This is a genomic window from Mesoflavibacter sp. SCSIO 43206 (assembly GCF_019904215.1).
Taxonomy (GTDB): domain Bacteria; phylum Bacteroidota; class Bacteroidia; order Flavobacteriales; family Flavobacteriaceae; genus Mesoflavibacter; species Mesoflavibacter zeaxanthinifaciens.
This window is the reverse complement of sequence record NZ_CP063201.1, coordinates 2,619,505-2,644,576: the sequence shown is the minus strand read 5'-3', so window position 1 is coordinate 2,644,576 and position 25,072 is coordinate 2,619,505. Positions and strand designations below refer to the sequence as shown.

Here is a 25,072-nt window from a genome sequence, read left to right as displayed (position 1 = left end):
TATGGGTAAAAAAACGCTTCATATTACAAATGGTGGTGTATTAACAGAGTATTTAACCAAATTAGATTTTGAAGGCGATATGCTAACATGGCACGAAATGTTGTGCGTTGGACCTACTACAAAAGAAATAGACAATGATAATTTTTTCAGTATTAGAAAAAAATTTATCGAGTCTACTTATAATATTCCTTACAAAGCAGAAGTTTTTAAAAAAGAGCTAGATAAACTTTCAAAATTAGAAAGTTACGAAGAAGTTATCCTTTGGTTTGAATATGATCTGTTTTGCCACATCAATATGATAGCCGCAATAAGTCTTCTAAAACAAAAAAAATGTCAATTACCTATTTACTTAGTTAATTGTGGGAAAATTGAAGGAGAAAAACAACTAAAAGGCTTTGGAGAATTAACTCCAAAACAAATTAATTTTAATTACGAAAACCGTATTCAATTAAATGTAGACGATATAGCTTTTGCACAAAAAGCTTGGCGTGTATATTGCGAAAATAACCATAACTTATTAAAAGAATTAATTATACGTCCATCTAATTACATTTACATGAGCAATTGTTTAAAAGCGCACATGAAACGTTTTCCAGATACAAGATCAGGATTAAACATGATGGAGTATAATCTTTTAAAGCTAATTAATGAGTATAAAATAAAAGATCGCCATCATTTACTTGGTTATGGCTTGCATTATCAAGGCTATTACGGATATGGAGATATTCAAATAAAAAGAATAATTGATAATATTTCAATATTCTATGACGAAAAAGAAGAACAGTTAACCCTTAACAGAAGCGGTCATTTAGCTTTAGAGCACCAAAAAAACTTTTTTGAAGAAATGAAATCAGACTTCCAATTTGGAGGCGTAAAAAAGTCAGATTTCCAATATTTAAAAACCGAAAGTAAATTAGTAAATACCATCAAATAATGGCAATACAAGAATCAGAACTAATCTTAAATCCAGATGGTAGTGTTTACCACCTTAATTTAAAACCAGAACATATATCAGATACCATAATTTTTGTAGGAGATCAAGATCGTGTCGAAAAAATAACAAAACACTTTGATTCGATCGAATTTACCACACAAAAAAGAGAATTTAAAACACAAACTGGGACTTATAAAGGCAAACGTTTAAGTGTTATATCAACAGGTATTGGACCAGATAACATAGATATTGTCTTAAATGAATTAGATGCTTTAGTAAACATAGATTTAAAGACTAGACAACCTAAAGAAAATCTAACATCATTAAATATTGTACGTGTTGGTACTTCTGGCTCTTTGCAAGCAGATATACCTGTAGATTCATTTTTAATGTCATCGCATGCATTAGATTTAAATGGAATGCTACACTTTTATCAGATAGATAATATTAGTAATCCAGAAATCGAAGATGCCTTTATAAACTTTACAAATTGGGACAGTAAAAAAGCACGTCCAATTATCATAAATAATAGTAAAGCTTTAGAAATACAATTTGAAGGGTCAAATATTTTTAAAGGCATGACAGCAACAGCTGGTGGATTTTACGGTCCACAAGGTAGAGTGTTAAGATTACCTCTTTTTGATGCAGATTTAAACCAAAAAATGGATACATTTAACCATGATGGTTTTAGAGTCACAAACCTAGAGATGGAAACATCTGTAATTTACGGTCTATCAAAACTTTTAGGCCACAATGCACTATCACTTAATGCAATAATTGCAAATCGTGCTAATGGTACTTTCAGTAAGGATCCAAAAAAAGTAGTCGAAAACTTAATAGAATACACGCTTGATAAGTTTACAAAGTAATTAAACTTTTTAAACATATCTAAGAATTTCGCTTTCGCGGAAAAACATAACAATACATTAAATGAAACAAATAAACATTGGTGGCGTACCAGAACATTTCAATCTGGCTTGGTATTTAGGCTTAAAAAATGGAGAATATAAAGATGCAGGCATAAATCTACGTTGGAAAGACTATTTTGGAGGAACAGGCGCAATGAACAAAGGTTTACGCGATGGTGATATAGATATGGCTGTTATCTTAACAGAAGGTATTATTAAAGATATAATAGCAGGTAATAAGTCTAAAATTGTTCAAGTCTTTGTAGAGTCGCCATTAATTTGGGGAATTCACGTCGCTTCTAAATCAGATTATAATACAATAGAAAGTCTTAAAGGAACAAAAGCAGCCATAAGCAGGTATGGATCAGGTTCTCATTTAATGGCTTATGTTAACGCAAAAAATAATAATTGGGATTTAGAAAAAGATCTAGATTTTGAAGTCATAAAAAACTTAGATGGCGCTGTTGAAGGTCTTACAGAAGGTAAAGCCGATTATTTTATGTGGGAAAAATTTACCACAAAACCTTTAGTAGATAACGGTACATTTAGACGTGTTGGTAATTGTCCTTCTCCTTGGCCATGTTTTGTGATAGCAGTTAGAGAAGAGTTTTTAAAAACTAACAAAGAAGATGTAAAAACCATTTTAGATATTGTTAATGCTACTACTTCAGAGTTTAAAGATATACCAAGTATTGATCGCATGATTGCTAATAGATATGAGCAAGAATTAGAAGATGTACAAGAATGGTTAAGTCTTACCGAATGGAGTCAAGAAAACATCTCTGAAGCGACAATAAAAAAAGTACAAGATCAACTATTTGATTTGAATATTATAGAAGAAAAGTGGAACTATAACGATCTTGTTGCAGAGTTGTAGACCATGAAAACAATTCTAAAAATTATTGGTTTAGCACTACTCTATTTAATTATAGTTTACGTTGAAATTTTGATAGCTTTTTTAATTTTTGGCTCTAGCGGAAATGCTACTGAAAAATCTTCAACATTAACATTTCAGTTCATAGTATATTTTTTACCATTAGTTATAGTGATTTTGCTTGGCAAACGCATTTTAAAAAAATAATTACCACTCTATCTCCTCTAACCCATTATTCTTTAAAACAGCATTAGTCTTACTAAAATGCTTATTTCCAAACCAGTACCCACGATTAGCACTTAAAGGCGACGGATGACCTGATGTTAAAATATGGTGTTTTTCATTGTCAATTAGTTTGGCTTTTTTCTTAGCAAATCCGCCCCAAAGTAAAAATATGACATTTTCTTTTTGTTCACTTATTGTTTTAATAACAGCATCTGTAAAGGTTTCCCAACCGTGTTTTTGATGGCTACCAGCTTCATGCGCTCTAACAGTTAACGTTGCATTTAGTAAAAACACACCTTGCTCTGCCCAACGTTCTAAATTTCCACTTTTTGGATATGTTTTTTTTACATCTGTTTCAATTTCTTTAAAAATATTAACTAAAGATGGCGGATGCGCAACACCATCATTAACACTAAAACACAATCCATTGGCTTGATCGTAATTATGATACGGATCTTGACCAATAATAACGACTTTTAATTGATCTAACGTACATTTTTTAAACGCATTAAATATTAGGTTTTCTGGCGGAAAGCATTGATATTCTCTATATTCTTCCTTTACAAATTCGGCTAATTTTTTAAAATACGGTTTATCAAATTCGTCTTGTAAAATAGCGTTCCAACTTGGGTTAATATCAACGTTCATAAGTTTGTAAATAAAATGGTAGTCTTCTAAATACTGAAGTGCTTTCAAAGATAAAAATAATACTATCTTTATTTTTTAAAAATGTTTGTCATTTCGATCTTAAGAAAGAAATTACAGCACTTATTGCAACAAGCATTATGAGATATCTCACATGCGTTCGATATGACAAAATAAAATAAGTCATTTCGACTGAAAAGGAGAAATCGCATTATTTAGAAAAAGCATTATGCGATATTTCATATACATTCGACATGACAACATAAATTAATTGTCATGCTAAGCTTGTCGAAGCATCTTTAAATTAAAATTTAAAATAGTTCTCAGATTATAATAAGTATTTAATACATATGAAAAAACTAAAATTCCCTTCAGCACAAACCATTTTACTAATCATTGCAGGATTAGTAACTTTATTAACTTGGGTTATTCCTGCAGGAAAATATGAAACTTTAGGCTATAACAGTGCTGACAACACATTTACTAAAACTGGTATCACTGAAACTGAAAATTTACCAGCAACTCAACAAACTTTAGAAAACTTAAATATTAAAATCCCTCTAGAAAAATTTACAAACGGAGATATTTATAAACCAATAAATATTCCAAATACCTATCATCAATTAAAAGCCAAGCCACAAGGGTTTTTCGATTTTGTAAAGTCGCCAATTAAAGGAGTTATAGAAGCAGCAGATATTATTTTTTTAGTCCTAATTATTGGTGGATTAATTGGTATTATTAATAGTACAGGAGCTTTTGACGCAGGAATTGGTTGGTTGGCTAACGCATTAAAAGGACGAGAATTTATCCTAATCATATTTGTGACAATATTAGTTGCTGCAGGAGGAACAACCTTTGGTTTTGCTGAAGAAACTATTGCCTTCTTCCCTATTTTAATTCCTGTGTTTTTAGCAGCACGTTACGACGCTATTGTTGGTATTGCGTGTATCTTTTTAGGGAGCACAATTGGCACCATGTGTTCTACAGTTAATCCGTTTAGTGTTATTATTGCAAGTGATGCTGCTGGTATTGCTTGGAAAACCGGGATTTGGGGACGATTATTTATGCTATTAGCGTGTTTAACTATTGCTTTAATTTATATTATTCGCTACGGTAAACGCGTACAAAATGACCCTACAAAATCTATAGTTTACGACCAACATCAACAAATTGCAGCACTGTTTAAACACGATAAAAAAGTGATAGATTTTAATGGTAGATTACGTTTAGCATTAATTGTTTTCACTTTATGTTTTATAGTAATGATTTATGGAGTAGTTTCTATTCAAGGGTTTTGGTATACAGAAATGACTGCGACATTTTTAGTAGGCGCAATTATTATAGGTGTTATTGCAAAAATTAAAGAAACCGATTTTATTGACACTTTTGTTAGAGGCGCAAGCGATTTATTAGGCGTTGCACTAATTATTGGTATTGCACGTGGCGTTACCGTAATTATGGTAGATGGATTAATAAGTGATACTTTATTGTATTATGCTAGTTCTGCAACAGAAGGCATGAATAAAGGTGTTTTTGCAAGCGCTATGACTGCAATCTACGCAGGCTTATCATTTTTTATACCTAGTAGTTCTGGTATGGCTGTGTTGACTATGCCAATTATGTCTCCGTTAGCAGATAGCGTGGGAATTGGAAGAGAAATTGTAGTTAATGCCTACCAATATGGTATGGGATTATTTTATATGATTAACCCTACAGGTTTGATATTAGCCTCTTTAGTAGTAGTAAAAATTGGTTTTGATAAATGGTTAAAGTTTATAATGCCTCTATTTATTACTCTAGTTGTTTTTACATTAATTGTAATGACAATATCTTGCTACTTATAATTATAGCCTTATATAACGATATTTTAAAATATCGGTTTATAAGACGATTTTTTTGGTAATCGTGTTTTAAAACGATATCTTTATAAAAAAATATACATGATAGCAGTATTAACAGGAGATATTATTAATTCTAGACAAGGTCAAACATCCTTGTGGTTAAATCAACTAAAGTCAACGCTTAATCTTTATGGACAGACACCAAAAGATTGGGAAATATTTAGAGGCGATAGTTTTCAATTAAAAACAAATCCAGAAAATGCTTTACGTATAGCTTTGCATATTAAGGCTGTAATAAAACAAGTAAAACCTTATGACGTACGTATTGCAATAGGTTTAGGAGAACAATCTTATGATAGTAAAACTATATCTGAATCTAACGGAACTGCTTTTGTTAATTCTGGTGAAGGTTTTGAATCTCTTAAAAAACAAACATTAACAGTTGTATCTGAAAACAAAAAATGGGACAACACGATTAATATTATGATTAATCTAGCTTTGTTAACAGCCAATAGTTGGAGTAATACTGTTGCAAAGGTAATTAGTACAGTAATAGAAAATCCTGAAAAAAACCAAAATGACATTGCTTTACTTTTAGGAAAATCTCAAAGCACCATTAGCGAAGCTTTAAAAAGAGGCGGATATGAAGAAATTATGCAGTTAAACGCGTTCTATAAAGAACAAATCTTAAACCTATGATTGTACTTTTATTAAAACTATTATTAGCTCACGTAATTGGTGATTTTGTGTTACAACCAAAAAAATGGGTTAAGCAAAAAAATAAAAAGAAGCATAAATCAAAATACCTTTATTTTCATGTCATTATACATGCTTTAGCCTTAATAATCCTTTTAAAGTTTAAATTTAGTTTCTGGATAGGTATTTTAGTTATTACAGTATCTCATTATATAATAGATTTAATAAAACTCTATCTAAATAATAAAATAAAAGCGCACTACCTGTTTATTGCAGACCAGATAGCACATATTATAGTAATACTAATTGTTTCAGCTTTATATACAAACTATAAGTTTGATATTAATAGTATTTACTCTAAAGAAGTCATAGCTTTGTTATTAGCATTAATGACATTAACTTCAGTTTCTTCAGTAATTATGCAACTAATAATGAACAAATGGAAGTTAGATGAAGACGATGCAGAAAACTCTTTAGATAAAGCAGGAAAATACATAGGCATACTAGAGCGTTTGTTTGTCTTTGGATTTATCGTGTTAAATCAATGGAGCGCTATTGGATTGCTAATTACTGCAAAATCTGTATTTAGATTTGGTGATTTATCTAAAGCTAAAAACAGAAAACTTACCGAATATGTCCTAATAGGTACATTGTTAAGCTTTGGTATCGCTATAGCTGTTGGTTTACTTTTTAATTTTGTTATAAAAAATTAGCATATCAAGTAAATAAAGACTTTTAAAATTTCAATTTACATTTCCGTAAATTTGCAAACAAAACAAAGAAAAAGAGAAATCTGCCTTGCAGAGTTTACCTATGATAAACATTCATCAAAAAACATTACAAGATTTAGAGTTTGCTACCGTTTTAAACCAAGTTAGTGAGTATTGTATCACTGCTTTGGGTAATGAAGCTGCGCTTTCTATTTCGCCATACAAAGACAAAGAGACGTTACTGTTTTCGTTACAATTAACTAACGAGTATATTTCGTCTTTTTATAACGATAATCGCATACCAAATCACGGTTTCGATTCAATTACAAAAGAATTAAAGCTACTAAAAATTGAAAACACTTTTTTAGAGCCACATAGTCTGAAAAAATTAGTTTCTATATCATTAACCAGTAACGATTTAATCAAATTTTTTAAAAAGTTTGAAACCTATTATCCAACTTTACAGCAGTTTAGCAATAAAATTGAAGTCACTACAGACATCATAGACAAAATAGACAGTGTAATTAACCGATTTAACGAGGTTAAAGACGATGCTTCTCCAACATTATACCAACTACGCCAACAAATTAACAAGTTAAAAGGAAAGATTAACTCAAGTTTTACTAGTGCTCTAAACCATTATCATAATTTAGAATACCTAGACGACATTAGAGAATCTGTAGTTGATAATAAACGTGTATTGGCTGTAAAAGCGATGTACAGACGTAAGGTTAAAGGCGCCATTATGGGCGGAAGCAAAACAGGAAGCATTGTTTATATAGAGCCAGAAACCACCTTACAGCACACTAGAGAACTTAACAATTTACAATACGAAGAAGGCGAAGAAGTTGTACGTATCTTAAAAGAAGTAACTAATTACATTAGGTTTTATTTACCGCTTTTAGAGCTTTATCAATCGTTTTTAACTAAAATAGATGTGATTTCGGCAAAAGCAAAATATGCCAAATCGATGAATGCGATTTTACCAGAAATCACAGAAAATCGCGAGTTATACTTACGTGATGCCTTTCATCCACTACTCTATTTAAATAATTTAGAAAAAAAAGAAACAACACATCCGCAAACTATCCAGCTTAAAGAAGATAGTCGCATTATAGTTATTTCTGGACCTAATGCTGGCGGAAAAAGTATCACCTTAAAAACTGTTGGTTTATTACAAGTAATGCTACAATCCGGATTGTTAATTCCGGTGCATGAACGCAGTAAAGTTTGCTTGTTCGACCGTATTGTTAGTGATATTGGAGATAATCAATCTATTGAAAATCATTTAAGTACCTACAGTTATCGTTTAAAACAGATGAATTATTTCTTAAAGAAAATAAACAAGAATACGCTGTTTTTAATAGATGAATTTGGTACAGGATCGGATCCAGAACTTGGTGGCGCGTTAGCCGAAACGTTTTTAGAAGAATTTTATGCCCGTAAAGCATTTGGAATTATCACGACGCATTATGCTAATTTAAAGCTGTTAGCTAATGAAAAGGATGAAATGATTAACGCCAACATGATGTTTAACGAGCGTACGTTAGAGCCAATGTACAAACTAGCATTAGGACAAGCAGGAAGTAGTTTTACTTTTGAAGTTGCACAAAAAAACGGAATTCCGTATAGCTTAATTAACCGTGCTAAAAAGAAGATAGAACGTAGTAAAGTACGTTTTGATGCAACAATTGCTAAGCTTCAAAAAGAACGCGCAAAGCTTGAAAAAACAGGCGAAAACCTAAAGAAAAACGAAAAGAAAAAGCAATCTGAAGCTGATAAGTTAGAAGAGATTAATGCTAAAATTCAGAAAAAATTAGAAAGCTATCAAGAATTGTATGATAGCAATCAGCGTTTGATTTATTTAGGTCAAAAAGTAAATGATTTAGCCGAAGGTTACTTTAACAATAAGCGTAAACGCGAATTGATGTCTGAGTTGTTTAAGCTTGTCCAAATTGAAAATTCTAAACGTAAAAAACAATCTGCCAAACAAGCAAAAGCCGAAAAAGCAAAACAACAACAAATAAAACAAGAAGCAGAGAAAAAGGTAGAAGTTATACGTAAGAAAAAGAAAGAAGCGAAGAAAAAAGAAGCTGAAAAACCTGCACCACCAAAACCAGTTTTAAAAGTTGGTGATCGCGTTCGTATGGAAGATGGTAAAGCTGTTGGAAGTATTGATAGCATTGACGACAAAGGAAAAGCTGTTGTTAACTACGGTATTTTTACGACCAATGTAAGTTTAGACCAATTAGAATTGGTAGAAGCGGTGAAAAAGTAAACTATTTACCAAACATTTTGTAAATAACCCAAGCTGGACCAATTAACAAAAACTGTAAATCATCAATAAAGCTTGGTTTTTTACCTTCAACTTTATGCCCATAAAATTGGCCAATCCATGCTAAGACAAATATTATTATTGATGTAATTGCCAAATTAAAATATTGAGCTATAAAGTAATTTACTATTAGACAAAATGCAGAAAAAAACAGCATTTGTAAACCAATTTTTAAAGACATTCTAAAATAAAAAAACACTAAAACAAAAGCTAACACAACAAAAGCCCAGTTAGCAATAATAGGATGTGGTAAAAAACGACTTAAAAAACCGCTAGGAATAGACATAAACAGACCTACTATACTTAAAAAAATAGCTGGCACACAAATAAAGTGAATAGAAATATTTGTTGGATTTTGATGGCTTACTGCGTAACTATCAAACCATTCTTTAGCTGTTCTCATATAATTGGTTTTTGTAAATATATTAAATTATTTTTGTTATTATGAATCACTTACCAAAGCATAAACAATTAATACTTTTTGATGGTGTTTGCAACCTATGCAATAACTCTGTTCAATTTGTTATAAAGCAAGACAAAAAGAATAAGTTTATGTTTGCTCCTTTACAAGGTAAGGCTGGACAAGAAATCATTAGAAAATACAATATTAATACCGCAAAAACAGATTCAATTTTATTATATTCTGAAGAAAAAGGACTTAAGTTGAAATCTACAGCAGCATTATATATAGCTAAAGATTTAGGATTTCCTTACGCTCTACTTTCTGTGTTTTTAATTGTTCCTGCTTTTATCAGAAATATGGTTTACGATTTTATAGCCAAAAACCGCTACAAATGGTACGGTAAAAAAGAAGCTTGTATGATTCCTACACCAGAGTTAAAGAGCAAATTTTTGGAGTAATATTGTTCTCGATACAATACTTCTATTGTCGCAATACTCGAATCGACGAGTTTAAGATATATAAAACCACGACACCTCGAGTGTTTTTTGAAGAATGAGAAAAATGCATCGAAAAGCTTTATCTCACCCAAAGTATAAGTTTACTTAATAAAAAGTTCACTTCCCTAATTACAATTTTTTTAGTTTATACTTTCAAATTAATTTAGCATTGAGAGTAGTAATAAAAGATCTCAAAGCATTACTGTTAACTTAACCCTTACTTCTGTTAGTAAGGAACGAGTTAAGTTCTAAACAAAAGGCATGTCTAACCGTTTGTTTAGCTTAGGTTACTAATGGATAATGTAATGTTTTGAGATTTATTTTTTTAGGTAAAGATGTTTAAACATTTAATTATTTTAAAATCTTTTTTAGATAATGATAGGCTTCTTTTTCCATGATATCAAAACCACCATCAGCAAAAGCCATTAGTTTTATATCAGCAAATAAATCTGCTAAATCATTACGGTAATAATCATGTGTTTTTACAGCTTCGATAATATTTTGTATGCTTTGGTAGTCATTATCTTGGTTAAACTTCTCTTCTACTCTTTTGTAAATATCCTTATCAACTCTAGATAAAATATACTCTTTTTCTTTTTTGGTTTCTTCTAAATCAGAATGAGCAACAAAAATTAAAATGTATGCTAGTAACTCTTCTTTAGACCATTGTTTAGGATCTTGCATGTTTCCTGTTGTTAAAGTTCCGTATTCTGTCCACGAACCATCGTAAACGCTATTGTTATAACCTAATAGTGTTGCAGCTAAACTTAAAATTGAAGCAGTAATACCAGAGCCACAAGTAAACACTAAATGTTGATTATTATTTGCTAAATCTTTAAAAGCTGAAGCTATTTGTTCTTTGTACTGAAATTTATGTTCGTTTAAGATATTTTGATATGGTAAATTAACCGAGTTTGGTATACGTCCTGAACGTAAACCTTCTCTTGGTTCTGGTACGCGACACATAAAACGATCGTTAGATCTTGCATCGATAATCTTAAAATTTGGGTCTTTATTTATAGCTTCTAAAGATTCAAAATAGACAACATTATTTGGATTGTATTTAGCTATAAAATTCCCTGTTTCATGTTGCTTTTCAGTTTTAACTTCTGTTGGAAATTTCTGACTCTTCCATTCAGGAAAACCTCCATCTAAAACAGCTACATTGTTATGTCCAAATGTTTTAAATAACCACCAAACACGCGGACTTGAATATATTCCAAATTCATCATAAACAACAATAAAATCTTCTTTATTAATACCTAATTTTTGTGCTTCGGTTTGAAATTGAATTTCAGAAGGAATTGTGTTAGGAAATTCTGCTGAAGTATCAGTAAAAGCATTCTTTATATCAAAAAATCTAGCATTTTCTATTTGTTGTTCTTCTGATTTAAAGTTGCTTGAAACTTTTTTTATTGTTCCATTTATAACAATAACGTTTGGATGGTTTAAATGATCTTTTAACCACTTTACAGAAACAATATTATCAAAACCATCCATAATTAGATATTAAGTTTTATCTGTTTAAATTTAGAATAATTATAATACATGATTATTTTACATCTTCATAATTGTCATCCCATTCTTTTGGATGTGGCTCATGCAATTTATCTAACGATTTTGCTACCAACATAGACACAGTAGCATCACCAGTAACATTTACGACTGTACGACACATATCTAAAGGTCTATCTACTGCAAAAATTAAGGCTAATCCAATTGGTAATAATTCCGCAGGAAAACCAATAGACTCTAAAACAATAACCAACATTACCATACCAGCACTTGGCACAGCAGCACTACCTATAGAAGCTAATAATGCGGTTAAAATTATAACAATTTGATTGGTAAACGTTAATCCTTCTGGCCAAATTACCTGCATAATAAAAACAGCTGCTATACCTTGGTACAAACTTGTTCCATCCATATTTACTGTTGCGCCTACTGGTAAAACAAACCCAGAAACTTCTTTATCTACACCAATATGTTCTTCTACACGTTCCATTGTAACTGGTAATGTTGCAGCACTACTTGAGGTTGAAAATGCTAATAATTGTGCTGGACTAATTTGTTTTAAGAACCATAATGGTGATTTTTTAGCATATATGCTTACTAGTAGCAAATAGAAACATACCATTAAAAATAGTCCACCAACAACACATAGTGCATAATATAAAAGTTTTAGTAAAATTTCTGTATCATCAAAAGCTATAATTACGTTTGCCATTAGTGCAAATACAGCGTAAGGTGCAAATAGCATAATTAAATCGACCATTTTCATAATGACCTCGTTGAGCGAATCGAAAAAATCTACCATAGGTTTGGCTTTTTTCTCTCCAATTAACAACAAACAAATACCAACAAATAATGCAAAAAATATGACTTGCAACATTGAAGCATCTGCAAAAGATTGAAATATATTACTAGGAAAAATATCTACTAAAGGTTGTAATGGACCAGCATCTTTAGTTGCGTTTGCTTTATTTAATTTATCAACAACACCTGCATCATTTTCATACTTCATTTTAATTTTTTCGATAGTATCTTTAGGCATACCTGTACCTGGTTTTGCAATATTTACAATACTTAAACCAATTACAATAGCAACTAAAGTTGTTGCAATGTAAATACCAATGGTACGTAAGCCCATTTTTTTGATTTTTGAAATATCTTTTAAATCGGAAACTCCTTTAATTAATGAAGCTAAGATTAAAGGAACTGCAATTAACTTTAAAAGATTAATAAAAATTTTACCGAATGGAGCAATCCAATTTGTTGTAAATAATTTTCCGCCATCAATAGTATTCATTAAAAAACCAAAAATTATTCCTAGTATCATTCCTATAATAATCTTCCAATGTAACGCTAGTTTCTTCATATAATATATTTCTTTTCCTTAGATAAATTATTTAATTAGTTAGTTATAGTTTTAATAAGCTTATTATATTTCTAGTAAATTTTATTAATCAAAAAATAATCGGCTAAAACCAGTGCAGCCATAGCTTCTACAATAGGTACAGCACGAGGTACAACACAAGGATCGTGTCTTCCTTTACCTTGCATTTCAACTTCATTTCCTTCTTTATCAATAGTGGTTTGATCTTGCATAATTGTTGCTACAGGTTTAAAAGCAACTCTAAAATAAATATCCATACCGTTACTTATTCCTCCTTGGATACCACCAGAAAGATTTGTTTTAGTACTTCCGTCAATATTAAATTGGTCGTTATGTTCACTACCTTTCATCTTAGCGCCGCAAAATCCGCTACCATATTCAAAGCCTTTTACGGCGTTTATTGATAGCATAGCTTTACCTAACTCGGCATGTAGTTTATCAAAAACAGGCTCGCCTAATCCAATTGGCACATTTTTTAACACACAAGTTACTGTTCCTCCTATGGTATCACCTTCTTTTCTGATTTGCTTGATTTTTTCAATCATTTTATCGGCATATTCTTCATCTGGACAACGTACAATATTAGATTCTACTTTAGAAAAATCTAAATCTTGATACGGTTTTTCAAGAAAAATATCACCAACAGAAGATGTATAAGCATGAATTTGTATAGTATTAAGCATTTGCTTAGCAATAGCACCAGCTACTACTCTACTCGCAGTTTCCCTAGCACTACTACGTCCGCCACCACGATAATCTCTAAATCCGTATTTTTTATCGTATACAAAATCTGCATGACTTGGTCGATACGCATTTTTAATATGCGAATAGTCTTTAGATTTTTGATTGGCGTTTTCTATAACAAAACCAATTGGTGTTCCGGTAGTTTTACCTTCAAAAATACCAGAAAGAAATTTGACTTCGTCTGGTTCTTTACGTTGAGTTACAATTTTTGATTGTCCTGGTTTACGACGATTCATTTCTTGCTGGATAGCTTCAAAATCTAATTCAATTCCTGGTGGACAACCATCTATAATTCCGCCAATTGCAGTTCCGTGTGACTCACCAAATGTGGTAAGTTTAAATAAATTTCCGAAGCTATTTCCTGCCATAAATATTTAATTTACGCTAATGTAATCATAAAAAATGCCTAAACAAAACAGGTTTTATTTCAACTTTAAAAAATTGATAATATTAACTTAACAATATACTGATAATTAAATAATTGTAAAGACACGTTGTATTAACAAACATTATCAATATTTGTAGCGTAAAAAAATCTAAAGTATTGAAATTTAAAAGAAAAGTTGAAATAGTAGTTATATCTGATGTACATCTTGGTACTTATGGTTGCCATGCTAAACAACTCCTTACCTATTTAAATAGTATAGAACCAAAACATTTAATTTTAAATGGTGATATTATAGATGTTTGGCAGTTTAGTAAGCGTTATTTTCCTAAATCACATATGCAAGTGATTAAAAAAATTGTATCATTTGCTGCAAAAGGAACAAAAGTAACTTACATTACCGGAAATCATGACGAGATGCTTAGAAAATTTACCGATACCGAAATTGGTAACATTGCAGTAGTCAATAAATTAGTTTTAGAGTTAGACGATAAAAAAGCTTGGATTTTTCATGGAGATGTTTTTGATGCCTCAATCCAAAATGCTAAATGGTTAGCAAAACTTGGTGGTTACGGTTATGACCTTTTAATTTTAATAAACCGTTTTACTAATTGGATGTTAGTTAACTTAGGAAAAGAAAGGTATTCTTTATCAAAACGTATCAAAAACAGCGTAAAATCTGCAGTTAAATACATTAGTAATTTTGAAAAGACAGCTACAGATTTAGCTATAGAAAACGGTTACGATTATGTTATTTGCGGACATATACACCAGCCAAAAAATGAAATCGTAGAGTCTAAAAAAGGAAAAACACACTATTTAAATTCTGGTGATTGGGTTGAGAATTTTACTGCTTTAGAATATCAGTTTAAACGCTGGAAATTATACAAATACAGTGAAGATAAACTTTCTGCTTTTTACGCTGATGAAGATCTTAAAGAAATGACAGAAGCCGAATTGATTGCAGCAATTACAGTTATGAAACCAATGAAATAATTCGGTTTTTTAAAATAGATTAAGTTTCTTTACTTTGTAAAAAACGCACCACATGAAACTTACGCAATCTATTTTACTCTTATTTTTAAGTCTATTTTTATTTAATTGTTCTGATGATAGTGATGATTCAGAAATAAATAATCAAATTCAATTTTCTGGTGAGTTTTTACCATTATCCATTGATAACCAATGGAATTATGATGTAGAAAACACAAATAACAATACAAACGAAACTACAAATAGTCAAGACGTTTTAAAGGTTGAAAGTGAAAATGCCTCAGGATATTCTTTATCAGTTAATGATAATGGTGTAGCTAATGGAACTATGAGTGGCATTTTAACCACTGGAGATTTATCTTTAACAGAAACCACTCTAGTTTCTAACGGAACAATAGGCTTACCTATTGACGGATTTGATTTTAATATTGTTTTAGATAATGCGTTATTATACAATACTGAAGCACCAAATGGCGAACTATTATATACACAGTCAGGTACTTTTACTCAAGATTTTCAAGGTTACCCAATAACTATTAATTATTCTTTGTTTAGCACACAGTTAGAAAACCTAGAAAATATGGAAGTTTTAGGTGTAAATTATGATACTGTAACATCTGCTAATATTTCACTTGAATTATCTGTATCTACAGAAGTGTCTGTATTTGGTTTAACGCAAACAATAAGTCTTTTAGATACTCAAAATGTCTTATCTGTAGATGCGTTTTATGCAAAAGATATAGGATTGATTACCGCTAATGCTAATATTGGTTATTCTTTAAACGAAAATACAGTAACCATTTTACAGCAACTAGGTGTAGATTTAAATATGCTACCAACAAACACGTCAATATTAAACACACAAGAATTGACAAGTTACACTTTACAATAAAGCTTCTTTTAATATAGTTACTGGATGATATGCAGTTTTCTGTGTTCCATCTTTTATTTGATGCCTACAACTAGTACCATTGGCACTAATCACTGTGTTTTTGTCAGCTTTTCTAATAGCAGGAAATAAGGTTTGCTCGCCTACTTTCATACTAATATCAAAATGTTCTTTTTCGTAACCAAAACTTCCTGCCATACCACAACAACCACTTGGTATGATTGTAACTTTATATTTTTTAGGAAGGTTTAAAACGTTAAAACTATGTATTTGATTAGACAATGCTTTTTGATGGCAATGTCCATGAAATTTAATAGTTTTTTCTTCAAGTGTGAATTGATCTGAAGTGATATTTCCAATAGCAATTTCATTACTAATAAATTCTTCAATTAAAAAGGTATGTTTAGCAATATGTTTCGCTGAAATTTTATCATCTACTAACTTAGGATACTCATCTTTAAACGTTAGAATAGCTGAAGGTTCTATACCTAATAATGGCGTGTTTTCTGTAATTAAGTTTTTAAAACACTCAATGTTTTTATCGGCGACATTTTTTGCTTGATCTAATAATCCTTTAGATAGCAACGAACGACCAGATTCAGCATGATTGATAATTTCGACTTGATAATTTAATGCTGTTAACAATGTTATTGAATCTTGACCTATTTGGCTATCTAATTGGTTGGTAAACTCATCATTAAATAAATATACTTTTTTTATTGAATTATTTTTAAAATATTGATTTTTAGTATTTTGATAATAATCACCTAAACTAACACTTGATAATAAAGGCAAACTTCTTTTAGACGCAATTCCAAAACTTTTTTTGATTAATGAAGACGAAAATTTATTAGAAAACATAAAATTAGTTACACCTTTAAAACGTCTTCCAAATACATTTAATTGATTATTGTAAGCAAACAATTTAGTGCGCCAACTAATTCCATTCTCTTTTTGATATTGATATAAAAACTCGGCTTTTAAACTAGCAACATCAACACTACTCGGACATTCGCTAGCACAAGCTTTACAGCTTAGACACAAATCAAATACATCTTTTAATTCTTTATGATTGAATTTGTTTTCTTTATCCGAAGTCGTTAAAAACTCTCGTAACGCATTGGCTCTAGCTCTTGTGGTATCCTTTTCGTTTTTTGTTGCTCTGTAACTTGGACACATTGTACCTCCAAATTCAGGCAATTTCCTACAATCTCCTGATCCGTTGCATTTTTCAGCTTCGCGTAAAATCCCTAAAGACTTAGAAAAATCAAGCTTGGTTTTAATGTTAGGCTCTACTCTATCAGCTTGATAGCGTAAGTTTTTATCCATTGGTAATGCATCTACAATTTTACCAGGATTAAAAATATTATCAGGATCAAAAGTATACTTTATTTGCTTTAGTGTTTGGTAATTTTTGCTACCTATCATTAACTCGATAAACTCTGCACGTACAATACCATCTCCATGTTCGCCGCTAAAAGAACCATTATATTTTTTAACTAATTTGGCAACATCGGTTGTAATTTGCCTAAATAATTTAACATCTTCAGATTGCTTTAAATCTAAAATTGGACGTAAATGAAGCTCGCCAGCACCAGCATGCGCATAATACACTGCATTCTGGTTATAATGCTTCATCAAAGCAGTAAAATCATTAATGTAATTGGCTAAATCATCAATAGTTACAGCTGTATCTTCAATACATGCAACTGCTTTTTTATCTCCAACAATATTACCCAACAAACCTAATCCAGCACTTCTTAAGTTATTAGCTTTATCAATATCGTCTTCTATTAAAATAGGATTAGCGTAGCTTAAATTGTGCTTTTCAATATCAGTAATTAAAGCATTTGCTTTGTTTTTGGCGTCTGTTAATGTGTTTGCTCTAACTTCACACATTAATATCGCCATAGGATCACCTGTTATAAAATATCTGTTTTCTTGTTGTGTTTTGTTTGCTTTTGTGCAATCCAAAATGGTTTTATCCATCATTTCGCAATTAAACAAATCGTGCTGCATTGCTGGCTTTACTGCATTTAAACAATCTTTAATAGTTTTAAAATGCATGGCTACCATGACGCGATGTTTTGGCGGCAAAGCGTCTAATTGTAAAGTAATTTCGGTAGTAAAAGCTAATGTACCTTCGCTTCCTGATAATAATTTAGCGACGTTAATATCTTCTTTTTCTATTAATTCGTCAATTGCGTAACCAGTGTTTCTTCTATGAATTTCAGGTTTTGGAAAGTTGTTTTTTATTTCGTTTACGGTTTCTTCCGAAGAAATAATTTCATCTAAAACCTTATAAATATTGGCTTCTAAGGTATTATTAGATTTTAATTGCTGAATTTCAGTTTTAGTTTTTGAATTAAAAACAGCTTCACTTCCATCACTTAAAATGGTTTTTAATTGAATGACCTTATCTCTTGTCACTCCATATTTAATAGACGTTGTTCCAGACGAGTTGTTACCAACCATTCCGCCAATCATACAGCGATTAGACGTAGATGTATTTGGACCAAAAAATAATCCAAAGGGTTTTAAATAGTTATTTAGTTGATCACGAACAACACCAGGTTGTACTGTTACTGTTTTATTATTTTTATCTAAACTTATTATTTTATTGAAATGCTTTGAAACATCAACTACAATTCCGCTACCAACACATTGACCAGCAAGTGATGTACCTGCAGTACGCGGTATTAATGAAGTTTTGTTGTTTTTAGCAAAATCAATAAGTTTATATATGTCATTTACTGTTTTTGGATAAGCAACTGCAAGTGGTAAAATCCTATAAACTGAAGCATCTGTAGCGTATAAAGTTTTTAATAGTTGATCAAAATGAAGTGTTCCTTCTAAGTTTTTTGAAAGTGCTTGAAGCTTAGCGTTCATAAGTGTTAGGATGTTTTTGCTAAAAATCAAATTTAAGACATGTTAACTAATATTAACAACGATTTATGAACGAATTTTAACATTTGAAACGTTTTATAACTAATTTTACGTAAAACCAAAACAATTAAAATTTATGAAAAATCTTATTATTACAACTGTTGCATTACTAGGTTTTGCAACTTTTACGTTTGCTCAAGACATTTCTCCAAACGCAATTGGATTACGTTTAGGAGATAGTGATGGTTTTGGGGCAGAAATATCTTATCAAAGAGCTTTAGGAGATAACAATCGTTTAGAAGCTGATTTAGGTTTAAGAAGCGGGAATAACTACGATGGATTTAAATTAGCTGCTTTATACCAATGGGTATGGAATATTGATGGTGGTTTTAACTGGTACGCTGGTGCTGGTGGAGGATTAGGTTCATACAGCTTTGATAATGATATACCAGGTCTTGATGACGATAGCGAAACATTTTTATTTGTAGCTGGAGATATTGGTATTGAATATAATTTTGATATCCCATTACAATTATCTTTAGATGCTAGACCTGAATTAGGATTTGGAGATTATAGAGATGATTTAGATTTTGATATCGCTTTAGGAATTAGATATAGATTCTAAACCAATTAAAATACAAATAAAAAAGCCATCTAGATTAGATGGCTTTTTTTTATTAATATACTTTACATTTATTAAGGGTTTCTTGATAAATAGCTTCGTATTTTGGAACAATTTGATGTATATCAAAAGTTTTGGCTTGTGACTTAGCATTTTTCTTAAACGCTTTAAATCTACTTTCATCTTTTAATATATAAATCGCATTTTTGCTCATATCTTCAACATCTCCTACTTCACTTAAAAATCCAGAAAAACCTTCTTTATTAACTTCAGGTATTCCTCCTGTATTACTTGAAATTACGGGAACACCTGACGCCATAGCTTCTAAAGCAGAAAGCCCAAAGCTTTCGGTTTTACTTGGTAATAAAAATAAATCTGAAAAACATAGTATGCGATCAATCTCGTTACTATTCCCAAAGAAAACTACTTTATCTGCAATACCTAATTCTTCACATAAACGTTCTGCAGGTTCGCGTTCTGGTCCTTCTCCAACCATCATTAATTTGGCTGGTATTTCTTTTTGAATATTATAAAACACTTTAATTACATCTGGTATACGTTTAACTTCTCGCATATTACTAATGTGCGTTATAATTTTTTCATCTTCTGTTGCCATCATGGCACGTTGACAATCTGTAAAATTATGATTAAACCTAGAAATATCTATAAAGTTAGCAACTACATTTATTTCCTTTTTTATATTAAACAAACGCAGTGTATCTTCTTTTAAACTTTGTGATACTGTTGTAACAGCATCAGATTTGTTAATACTAAATGTTACTGCTGGTTTGTAAAATGGATGATTACCTACAAGTGTAATATCTGTACCGTGTAAAGTTGTTACTATTGGTACATAAATACCTTCTTCTAACAACATTTTTTGCGCCATATATGCAGCATAGGCATGAGGAATTGCGTAGTGTACATGCAAAACTTCAATCTTATGAAGCTTTACCATATCTACCAATTTACTTGATAAAGCTAACTCGTATGGTTGATAATGAAATAATGGATATTCTGGAACATTTACTTCGTGAAAATGCACATTATTACCTAATAACTCTAATCGCACTGGTTGATTATAGGTTATAAAATGAATTTGGTGTCCACGCTTGGATAATTCTAAACCTAATTCTGTTGCAACTACACCACTACCGCCAAAGGTTGGATAACATACTATGGCTATTCTCATTTATTTGATTGGTTTTAATTGAAAGGCTTAAACTTTCAAATATTTATAAGTTGGTCAATAATTTTAATTAAAACTTACAAAAGATAAGAGTTATTCTATAATTGCTTCATATATAACTTCTTGAATATTTGTTCTTATGTTTTCTCTAAGTAACATGTTTTTTCCCATAGATGTTGGATATGTTCTATTTGCCATAAAAACATATACAATTTCAGTTTCTGGATCTGCCCATGCATAAGTTCCTGTAAAGCCAGAATGTCCAAAACTAGTCATACTAACACAACCGCAAGTTGGTCCAACATCTCCTAATTGTGGTTTGTCAAAACCAATACCACGACGGTTATCACTTTCGCAGAAATAACATGTATTAAATTTATCTAATGTTTCACTTTTAAAATAGCGTTTTCCGCCATAAAACCCTTTTTGTAAAAACAACTGCATGATTTTTGCAATATCATTAGCATTACTAAAAATACCTGCATGACCACCAACACCTCCTTGCATTGCTGCACCCATATCATGCACATATCCTTGTACGGTTTGGAAACGGTAATAATCATCATTTTCTGATGGTACTATATGTTTGTTACTAAATTTTTCAGAAGGATTATAAGTTGTGTAATTGGCACCTAATGATTTGTAGAAATGATCTTGAACAAGTTCATCTAAAGGTTTATCGTAGTACTTTTCTATATATTGTTTTAAAATATAATACGGCAAATCACTGTATCTGTATCTTAATCTTGATAATAGATCTGTGTCTTTAATAATACCATTTATAGAGTCTTTATAATCGTCTCGCATATATAAGTCAGGCATAACCTTAACTGTAAATCCCTTTGTTTTTTCTTTTCTATAGTATTTTAATGACGGTTTTTTAGTAAGTGTATCTAATGTTTTATAATAAAAAGGAATCCATGGTTTTAACTGCGCATAGTGAGATAACATGCGTTTTAAAGTCACATCTTTTTTATTAGAATTTTTGTATTCTGGTATGATATCGGAAAGTTTTGTATCTAAGCTTACAACTCCTTGCTCCTCTAATTCCATTAATAATGGTAATGTAGCTACAATTTTAGTAAGAGAAGCTACATCATAAATATCATTAAACTTTACTTGTTCATCACCTTCATATGTATGTTTGCCAAAGTTTTTATTGTAAATTACTTTACCGTGTCTAGCTACAATTAACTGAATACCTGGCGTCATTTTATTAGTTATCGCATAATTGGCTATAGAATCTACTTTTTTTAATATCGTACTAGACATGCCTACTCGCTCTGGTGAAGAATATCCTAATCGATCTAAACTATTTGTTTGGACTCCATCTCCAACGGAAAAATAAGGACCTGCAGAAACAGATAAGCAACCTCTTGCAGGGATAGCACCAAAAATTAACTGAGCTGATTTTTGTTGTGCAATATCACTATTTTGATAGCTAACAATAATACTTTCAAAATTAGAAATTGTTTTTAAATCCATTAACGCATATGGTTTAGCAAAAACATTTAAAACAACATTATTGTTTCTTGCTATTTCATATAACCACGTTAATTCTTTATCAGAAAATTTGTATGACTTCCAAGGGTTATCATTTGATTTATGAAAACCAACAATTACAGTGTTATAATTTTGAAGTTTAGTAATTAAATTATCTAAATTATCATCCGAAATTATATGAACATCTGTATATTTTTTTAACTCATTATAAAAAACATCACCAGAATCATCACCTAGTTTTACATAGGCTATTTTCTTAGTTTCTAAGTGTCTAAATGGTAACTGTTTTATTGAGTCTTTAGCAATAGTAATGGCATTTTCCATTAATTTCTCATATAAAACATCATCTTTAATTCGGTTTAAATCTTTAACTAAATTTTTAGTAGAAATTGGTTTATAGTTATTTAATCCAACTTTGTATTTAGCCATTAATATTTTTTTGACCGAATGCGCTAAACGTTTTTCAGTAATTTTACCTGTTTGATATGCTACAGCTATTTTATTAATACCAGCAGCAACATTTTCTGACATTAGCATTACATCATTACCTGCTAAAAAAGCAGCTAAATCCACATCACCCGCTGTATCAAGTCTATTTATTTTATTTCCGTCGATTGAAGGACTTACATATTCTGAAACACCTTTCATTGTTAAAGCATCTGTAAAAATTAATCCTTTAAACTTTAAACGTTCTTTTAATATATCTTTTATAATTATACTAGATATTGAAGATGGTAAACCTTCTTGACCTGTTAAACTTGGTACGTTTAAGTGTCCTACCATTACACTAGATAGTCCTTTTTTTATTAGTTTTTTATATGGATAAAGCTCTATAGAATCAATTCTTTTTGCTGAAAAATCTATTGTTGGTAAGGTTTTATGTGAATCTGAAGACGTATCTCCGTGACCAGGAAAATGTTTTGCATTAGCTAAAACGCCAGCGCTTTGCATACCTTCCATAAAAGCTAAAGCTTTTTCTGTAACATTATCTCTATCTTCCCCAAAAGAACGATTACCTATAATCGGGTTGTTGGGATTGGTATTAATATCTACAACAGGAGCAAAATTAAAATGGACACCTAAACGCTTGCAATGCTCGCCTAATTGTCTTCCTGTTTGTTCAATTAATTCGTTATTTTTTACGGCGCCAAGTGTCATATTCCAAGGAAAAGAATAGGTTGAATCTAATCGCATACTTAATCCCCATTCTGCATCCATACCAATTAATAATGGTGTAGCTGAAGCTGCTTGCAACTTATTATTTAATTGAGCCTGTCTAATTGGTCCACCTTTACTGTAGATAATTCCGCCAATTTTATTGTCTTCAATAAGCTTTAATATATCATCTTTTGATGGACCATCTCCGTTAGAAAACACTTGAACCATGTATAATTGTCCAATTTTCTCGTTTAATGATAAACTATTATACACACTATCCACCCATTTTTTTTGGGCTTCTTTGTCTTTGGTTAATAAAGGGTTATCACTATTTTGAGAAACAGTGAAAATTGAGAATAAACAAAATATAGCTAAGAAAAATAATTTATGCATAAAAATGAGTTGTCTGTTTTTATATATTCAACTAAAAACTATGCCAAATTAGTATATTTTGTAGGATAAATAAAGGACTTTAAGATTGTTTTATAAAAGCGTTATAAACAAAATTAATCTACTAGATCTATATGTCTATCATGATACCCTAACAAATAGAGCACACCATCTAGACCTACGCTTGAAATAGAACTCTGCGCATTGTTTTTAACTTTAGGTTTTGCATGAAAAGCAATACCTAAACCAGCTAAATTTAACATTGGTAAATCATTAGCACCATCTCCAACTGCAATGGTTTGATTTATATGGATACCTTCTTTTTTTACTATTTCTTTAAGGTATTCTGCTTTTTTATTACCATCAACAATTTCTCCAAGATATCCGCCTGTTAAGACACCATTTTTAATTTCTAACTGGTTGGCATACACATAATCAATACCTAATTTTTTTTGTAAATAGTAACCAAAATAAGTAAATCCACCAGATAGTATTGCTGTCTTAAATCCGTAAGTTTTTAAAGTATCTATTAATCGTTTTGCACCTTTAGTTATGGGTAAATTTTCAGCTACATTTTTTAAAACATCTTCACTTAAACCTTCTAACAACTTCATGCGACGCTTAAAACTTTGGTTAAAATCTATTTCGCCTTGCATTGCAGATTCTGTTATAGCCTTTACCTCTGCTCCGACGCCTGCAAGTTCTGCTAACTCATCTATAACTTCAGTTTGAATTAACGTAGAATCCATATCAAAACACACTAAGCGTCTGTTACGTCGATAAATATTATCTTCTTGAAAAGCAATATCTACATCTAAATCGTGAGATATTTGCATAAATTTTTCTGTAAACTCAGCTTTATTATCAATTTTTCCTCTAATAGAAAGTTGAATTGATGCACGAGGATAATCATCTTCTTTAACTAAAGATGTACGACCTGTTAATCGTTTTATCGCATCAATATTCAGATTTTTATCTGAAATGACTTGAGTAACTTTAGATATTTGTTCTGCTGTTAATTGTTCTCCTAAAATAGTTACAATATATCTGTCTTTACCTTGTAGTGTTACCCAATTTTCATAATTTTCTAAAGAAATAGGCGTAAATTTTGCTTTAACACCCAACTCGTAAGCTTTAAAAAGTAAATCTTTTAATACTGCTGAAGACTTATTTCCTGATTCTATTTCAAAAAGAAAGCCTAAAGATAACGTGTCATGTATATTTGCTTGTCCTATATCTAAAATCTTAGCTCCATAATGAGACAAAACGTTAGTTAAACTAGAGGTTAAACCTGGTTTATCTTGTCCTGAAATGTTTAGCAGAAAAATGTCTTTGGTCATGTTGTTTGT

General features: G+C 30.8%; 20 protein-coding genes. 11 read left to right on the top strand and 9 right to left on the bottom strand.

Going from position 1 to position 25,072, the window contains the following annotated elements; genetic code table 11:
• Nucleotide 1 precedes the first annotated feature (1 nt).
• The 3 genes from INR78_RS12100 to INR78_RS12090 all read left to right on the top strand — a co-directional run bounded on the left by INR78_RS12100 (nt 2) and on the right by INR78_RS12090 (nt 2,719).
• Nucleotides 2-934 (top strand): DUF1835 domain-containing protein, encoded by a 933-nt coding sequence (locus INR78_RS12100; protein ID WP_223076713.1) that lies wholly within the window; start codon nt 2-4, stop codon nt 932-934.
• Nucleotides 934-1,803: a nucleoside phosphorylase gene (locus tag INR78_RS12095; protein WP_223076712.1), complete on the top strand. Its 870-nt coding sequence runs from the start codon at nt 934-936 to the stop codon at nt 1,801-1,803. The genes INR78_RS12100 and INR78_RS12095 overlap by 1 nt, the downstream gene beginning before the upstream one ends.
• A 61-nt stretch (nt 1,804-1,864) precedes the next feature.
• A complete protein-coding gene (locus INR78_RS12090) occupies nt 1,865-2,719 on the top strand; it encodes a substrate-binding domain-containing protein (RefSeq protein WP_223076711.1) in 855 nt (284 codons plus the stop codon).
• Nucleotides 2,720-2,923: 204 nt separating this feature from the next.
• On the opposite strand, the gene INR78_RS12085 is transcribed toward INR78_RS12090, so the two are convergent.
• Nucleotides 2,924-3,589: a uracil-DNA glycosylase gene (locus tag INR78_RS12085; protein WP_223076710.1), complete on the bottom strand. Its 666-nt coding sequence runs from the start codon at nt 3,587-3,589 to the stop codon at nt 2,924-2,926.
• Between the two features lie 347 nt (nt 3,590-3,936).
• Between INR78_RS12085 and INR78_RS12080 the strand changes: the two genes are divergently transcribed.
• From INR78_RS12080 to INR78_RS12065, 4 genes are all read left to right on the top strand, one after another.
• A complete protein-coding gene (locus INR78_RS12080; protein WP_223076709.1) occupies nt 3,937-5,430 on the top strand; it encodes a YfcC family protein in 1,494 nt (497 codons plus the stop codon).
• A gap of 96 nt (nt 5,431-5,526) precedes the next feature.
• Nucleotides 5,527-6,126 carry a SatD family protein gene (locus INR78_RS12075; RefSeq protein ID WP_223076708.1) on the top strand — a complete coding sequence of 200 codons (600 nt, stop codon included), beginning with the start codon at nt 5,527-5,529 and terminating at the stop codon, nt 6,124-6,126.
• Nucleotides 6,123-6,836 (top strand): DUF3307 domain-containing protein, encoded by a 714-nt coding sequence (locus tag INR78_RS12070; RefSeq protein WP_223076707.1) that lies wholly within the window; start codon nt 6,123-6,125, stop codon nt 6,834-6,836. The genes INR78_RS12075 and INR78_RS12070 overlap by 4 nt, the downstream gene beginning before the upstream one ends.
• A 100-nt stretch (nt 6,837-6,936) precedes the next feature.
• A complete protein-coding gene (locus INR78_RS12065; protein ID WP_223076706.1) occupies nt 6,937-9,111 on the top strand; it encodes a DNA mismatch repair protein MutS in 2,175 nt (724 codons plus the stop codon).
• A gap of 1 nt (nt 9,112) precedes the next feature.
• On the opposite strand, the gene INR78_RS12060 is transcribed toward INR78_RS12065, so the two are convergent.
• Nucleotides 9,113-9,571, bottom strand: a complete 459-nt coding sequence (locus tag INR78_RS12060) for a DUF962 domain-containing protein (RefSeq protein WP_027879032.1) — start codon at nt 9,569-9,571, stop codon at nt 9,113-9,115.
• A gap of 41 nt (nt 9,572-9,612) precedes the next feature.
• On the opposite strand from INR78_RS12060, the gene INR78_RS12055 reads away from it, so the two are divergent.
• Nucleotides 9,613-10,029, top strand: a complete 417-nt coding sequence (locus INR78_RS12055) for a thiol-disulfide oxidoreductase DCC family protein (protein WP_223076705.1) — start codon at nt 9,613-9,615, stop codon at nt 10,027-10,029.
• A gap of 390 nt (nt 10,030-10,419) precedes the next feature.
• Here the strand turns inward: INR78_RS12055 and INR78_RS12050 are convergent, their stop codons facing one another.
• The 3 genes from INR78_RS12050 to aroC form a co-directional block, all read right to left on the bottom strand.
• Nucleotides 10,420-11,568 carry a sulfurtransferase gene (locus INR78_RS12050; RefSeq protein ID WP_223076704.1) on the bottom strand — a complete coding sequence of 383 codons (1,149 nt, stop codon included), beginning with the start codon at nt 11,566-11,568 and terminating at the stop codon, nt 10,420-10,422.
• Nucleotides 11,569-11,620: 52 nt separating this feature from the next.
• Nucleotides 11,621-12,946 (bottom strand): dicarboxylate/amino acid:cation symporter, encoded by a 1,326-nt coding sequence (locus tag INR78_RS12045; RefSeq protein WP_223076703.1) that lies wholly within the window; start codon nt 12,944-12,946, stop codon nt 11,621-11,623.
• A gap of 71 nt (nt 12,947-13,017) precedes the next feature.
• The gene (gene aroC / locus INR78_RS12040; RefSeq protein ID WP_223076702.1) at nt 13,018-14,076 is read right to left on the bottom strand and encodes a chorismate synthase; all 1,059 of its coding nucleotides are present in this window, start codon (nt 14,074-14,076) and stop codon (nt 13,018-13,020) included.
• Between the two features lie 176 nt (nt 14,077-14,252).
• On the opposite strand from aroC, the gene INR78_RS12035 reads away from it, so the two are divergent.
• Both INR78_RS12035 and INR78_RS12030 read left to right on the top strand, forming a co-directional pair.
• Entirely contained in the window at nt 14,253-15,089 is an 837-nt protein-coding gene (locus tag INR78_RS12035) for a UDP-2,3-diacylglucosamine diphosphatase (protein WP_027879036.1), read from the top strand.
• A gap of 52 nt (nt 15,090-15,141) precedes the next feature.
• On the top strand, nt 15,142-15,978 hold the full coding sequence (locus INR78_RS12030; RefSeq protein ID WP_223076701.1) for a hypothetical protein: 837 nt from the start codon (nt 15,142-15,144) through the stop codon (nt 15,976-15,978).
• On the opposite strand, the gene INR78_RS12025 is transcribed toward INR78_RS12030, so the two are convergent.
• Nucleotides 15,970-18,864 carry an FAD-binding and (Fe-S)-binding domain-containing protein gene (locus tag INR78_RS12025; RefSeq protein WP_223076700.1) on the bottom strand — a complete coding sequence of 965 codons (2,895 nt, stop codon included), beginning with the start codon at nt 18,862-18,864 and terminating at the stop codon, nt 15,970-15,972. The two genes, INR78_RS12030 and INR78_RS12025, sit on opposite strands and share 9 nt — an antisense overlap.
• Before the next feature lie 133 nt (nt 18,865-18,997).
• On the opposite strand from INR78_RS12025, the gene INR78_RS12020 reads away from it, so the two are divergent.
• Nucleotides 18,998-19,486 (top strand): hypothetical protein, encoded by a 489-nt coding sequence (locus tag INR78_RS12020; RefSeq protein WP_027879039.1) that lies wholly within the window; start codon nt 18,998-19,000, stop codon nt 19,484-19,486.
• Between the two features lie 52 nt (nt 19,487-19,538).
• On the opposite strand, the gene bshA is transcribed toward INR78_RS12020, so the two are convergent.
• The 3 genes from bshA to serB form a co-directional block, all read right to left on the bottom strand.
• Nucleotides 19,539-20,675, bottom strand: a complete 1,137-nt coding sequence (gene bshA, locus INR78_RS12015; RefSeq protein ID WP_223076699.1) for an N-acetyl-alpha-D-glucosaminyl L-malate synthase BshA — start codon at nt 20,673-20,675, stop codon at nt 19,539-19,541.
• A gap of 90 nt (nt 20,676-20,765) precedes the next feature.
• Nucleotides 20,766-23,726: a glycoside hydrolase family 3 N-terminal domain-containing protein gene (locus INR78_RS12010; RefSeq protein ID WP_223076698.1), complete on the bottom strand. Its 2,961-nt coding sequence runs from the start codon at nt 23,724-23,726 to the stop codon at nt 20,766-20,768.
• Between the two features lie 113 nt (nt 23,727-23,839).
• Nucleotides 23,840-25,063, bottom strand: a complete 1,224-nt coding sequence (gene serB / locus INR78_RS12005; protein WP_223076697.1) for a phosphoserine phosphatase SerB — start codon at nt 25,061-25,063, stop codon at nt 23,840-23,842.
• Nucleotides 25,064-25,072: the final 9 nt, after the last annotated feature.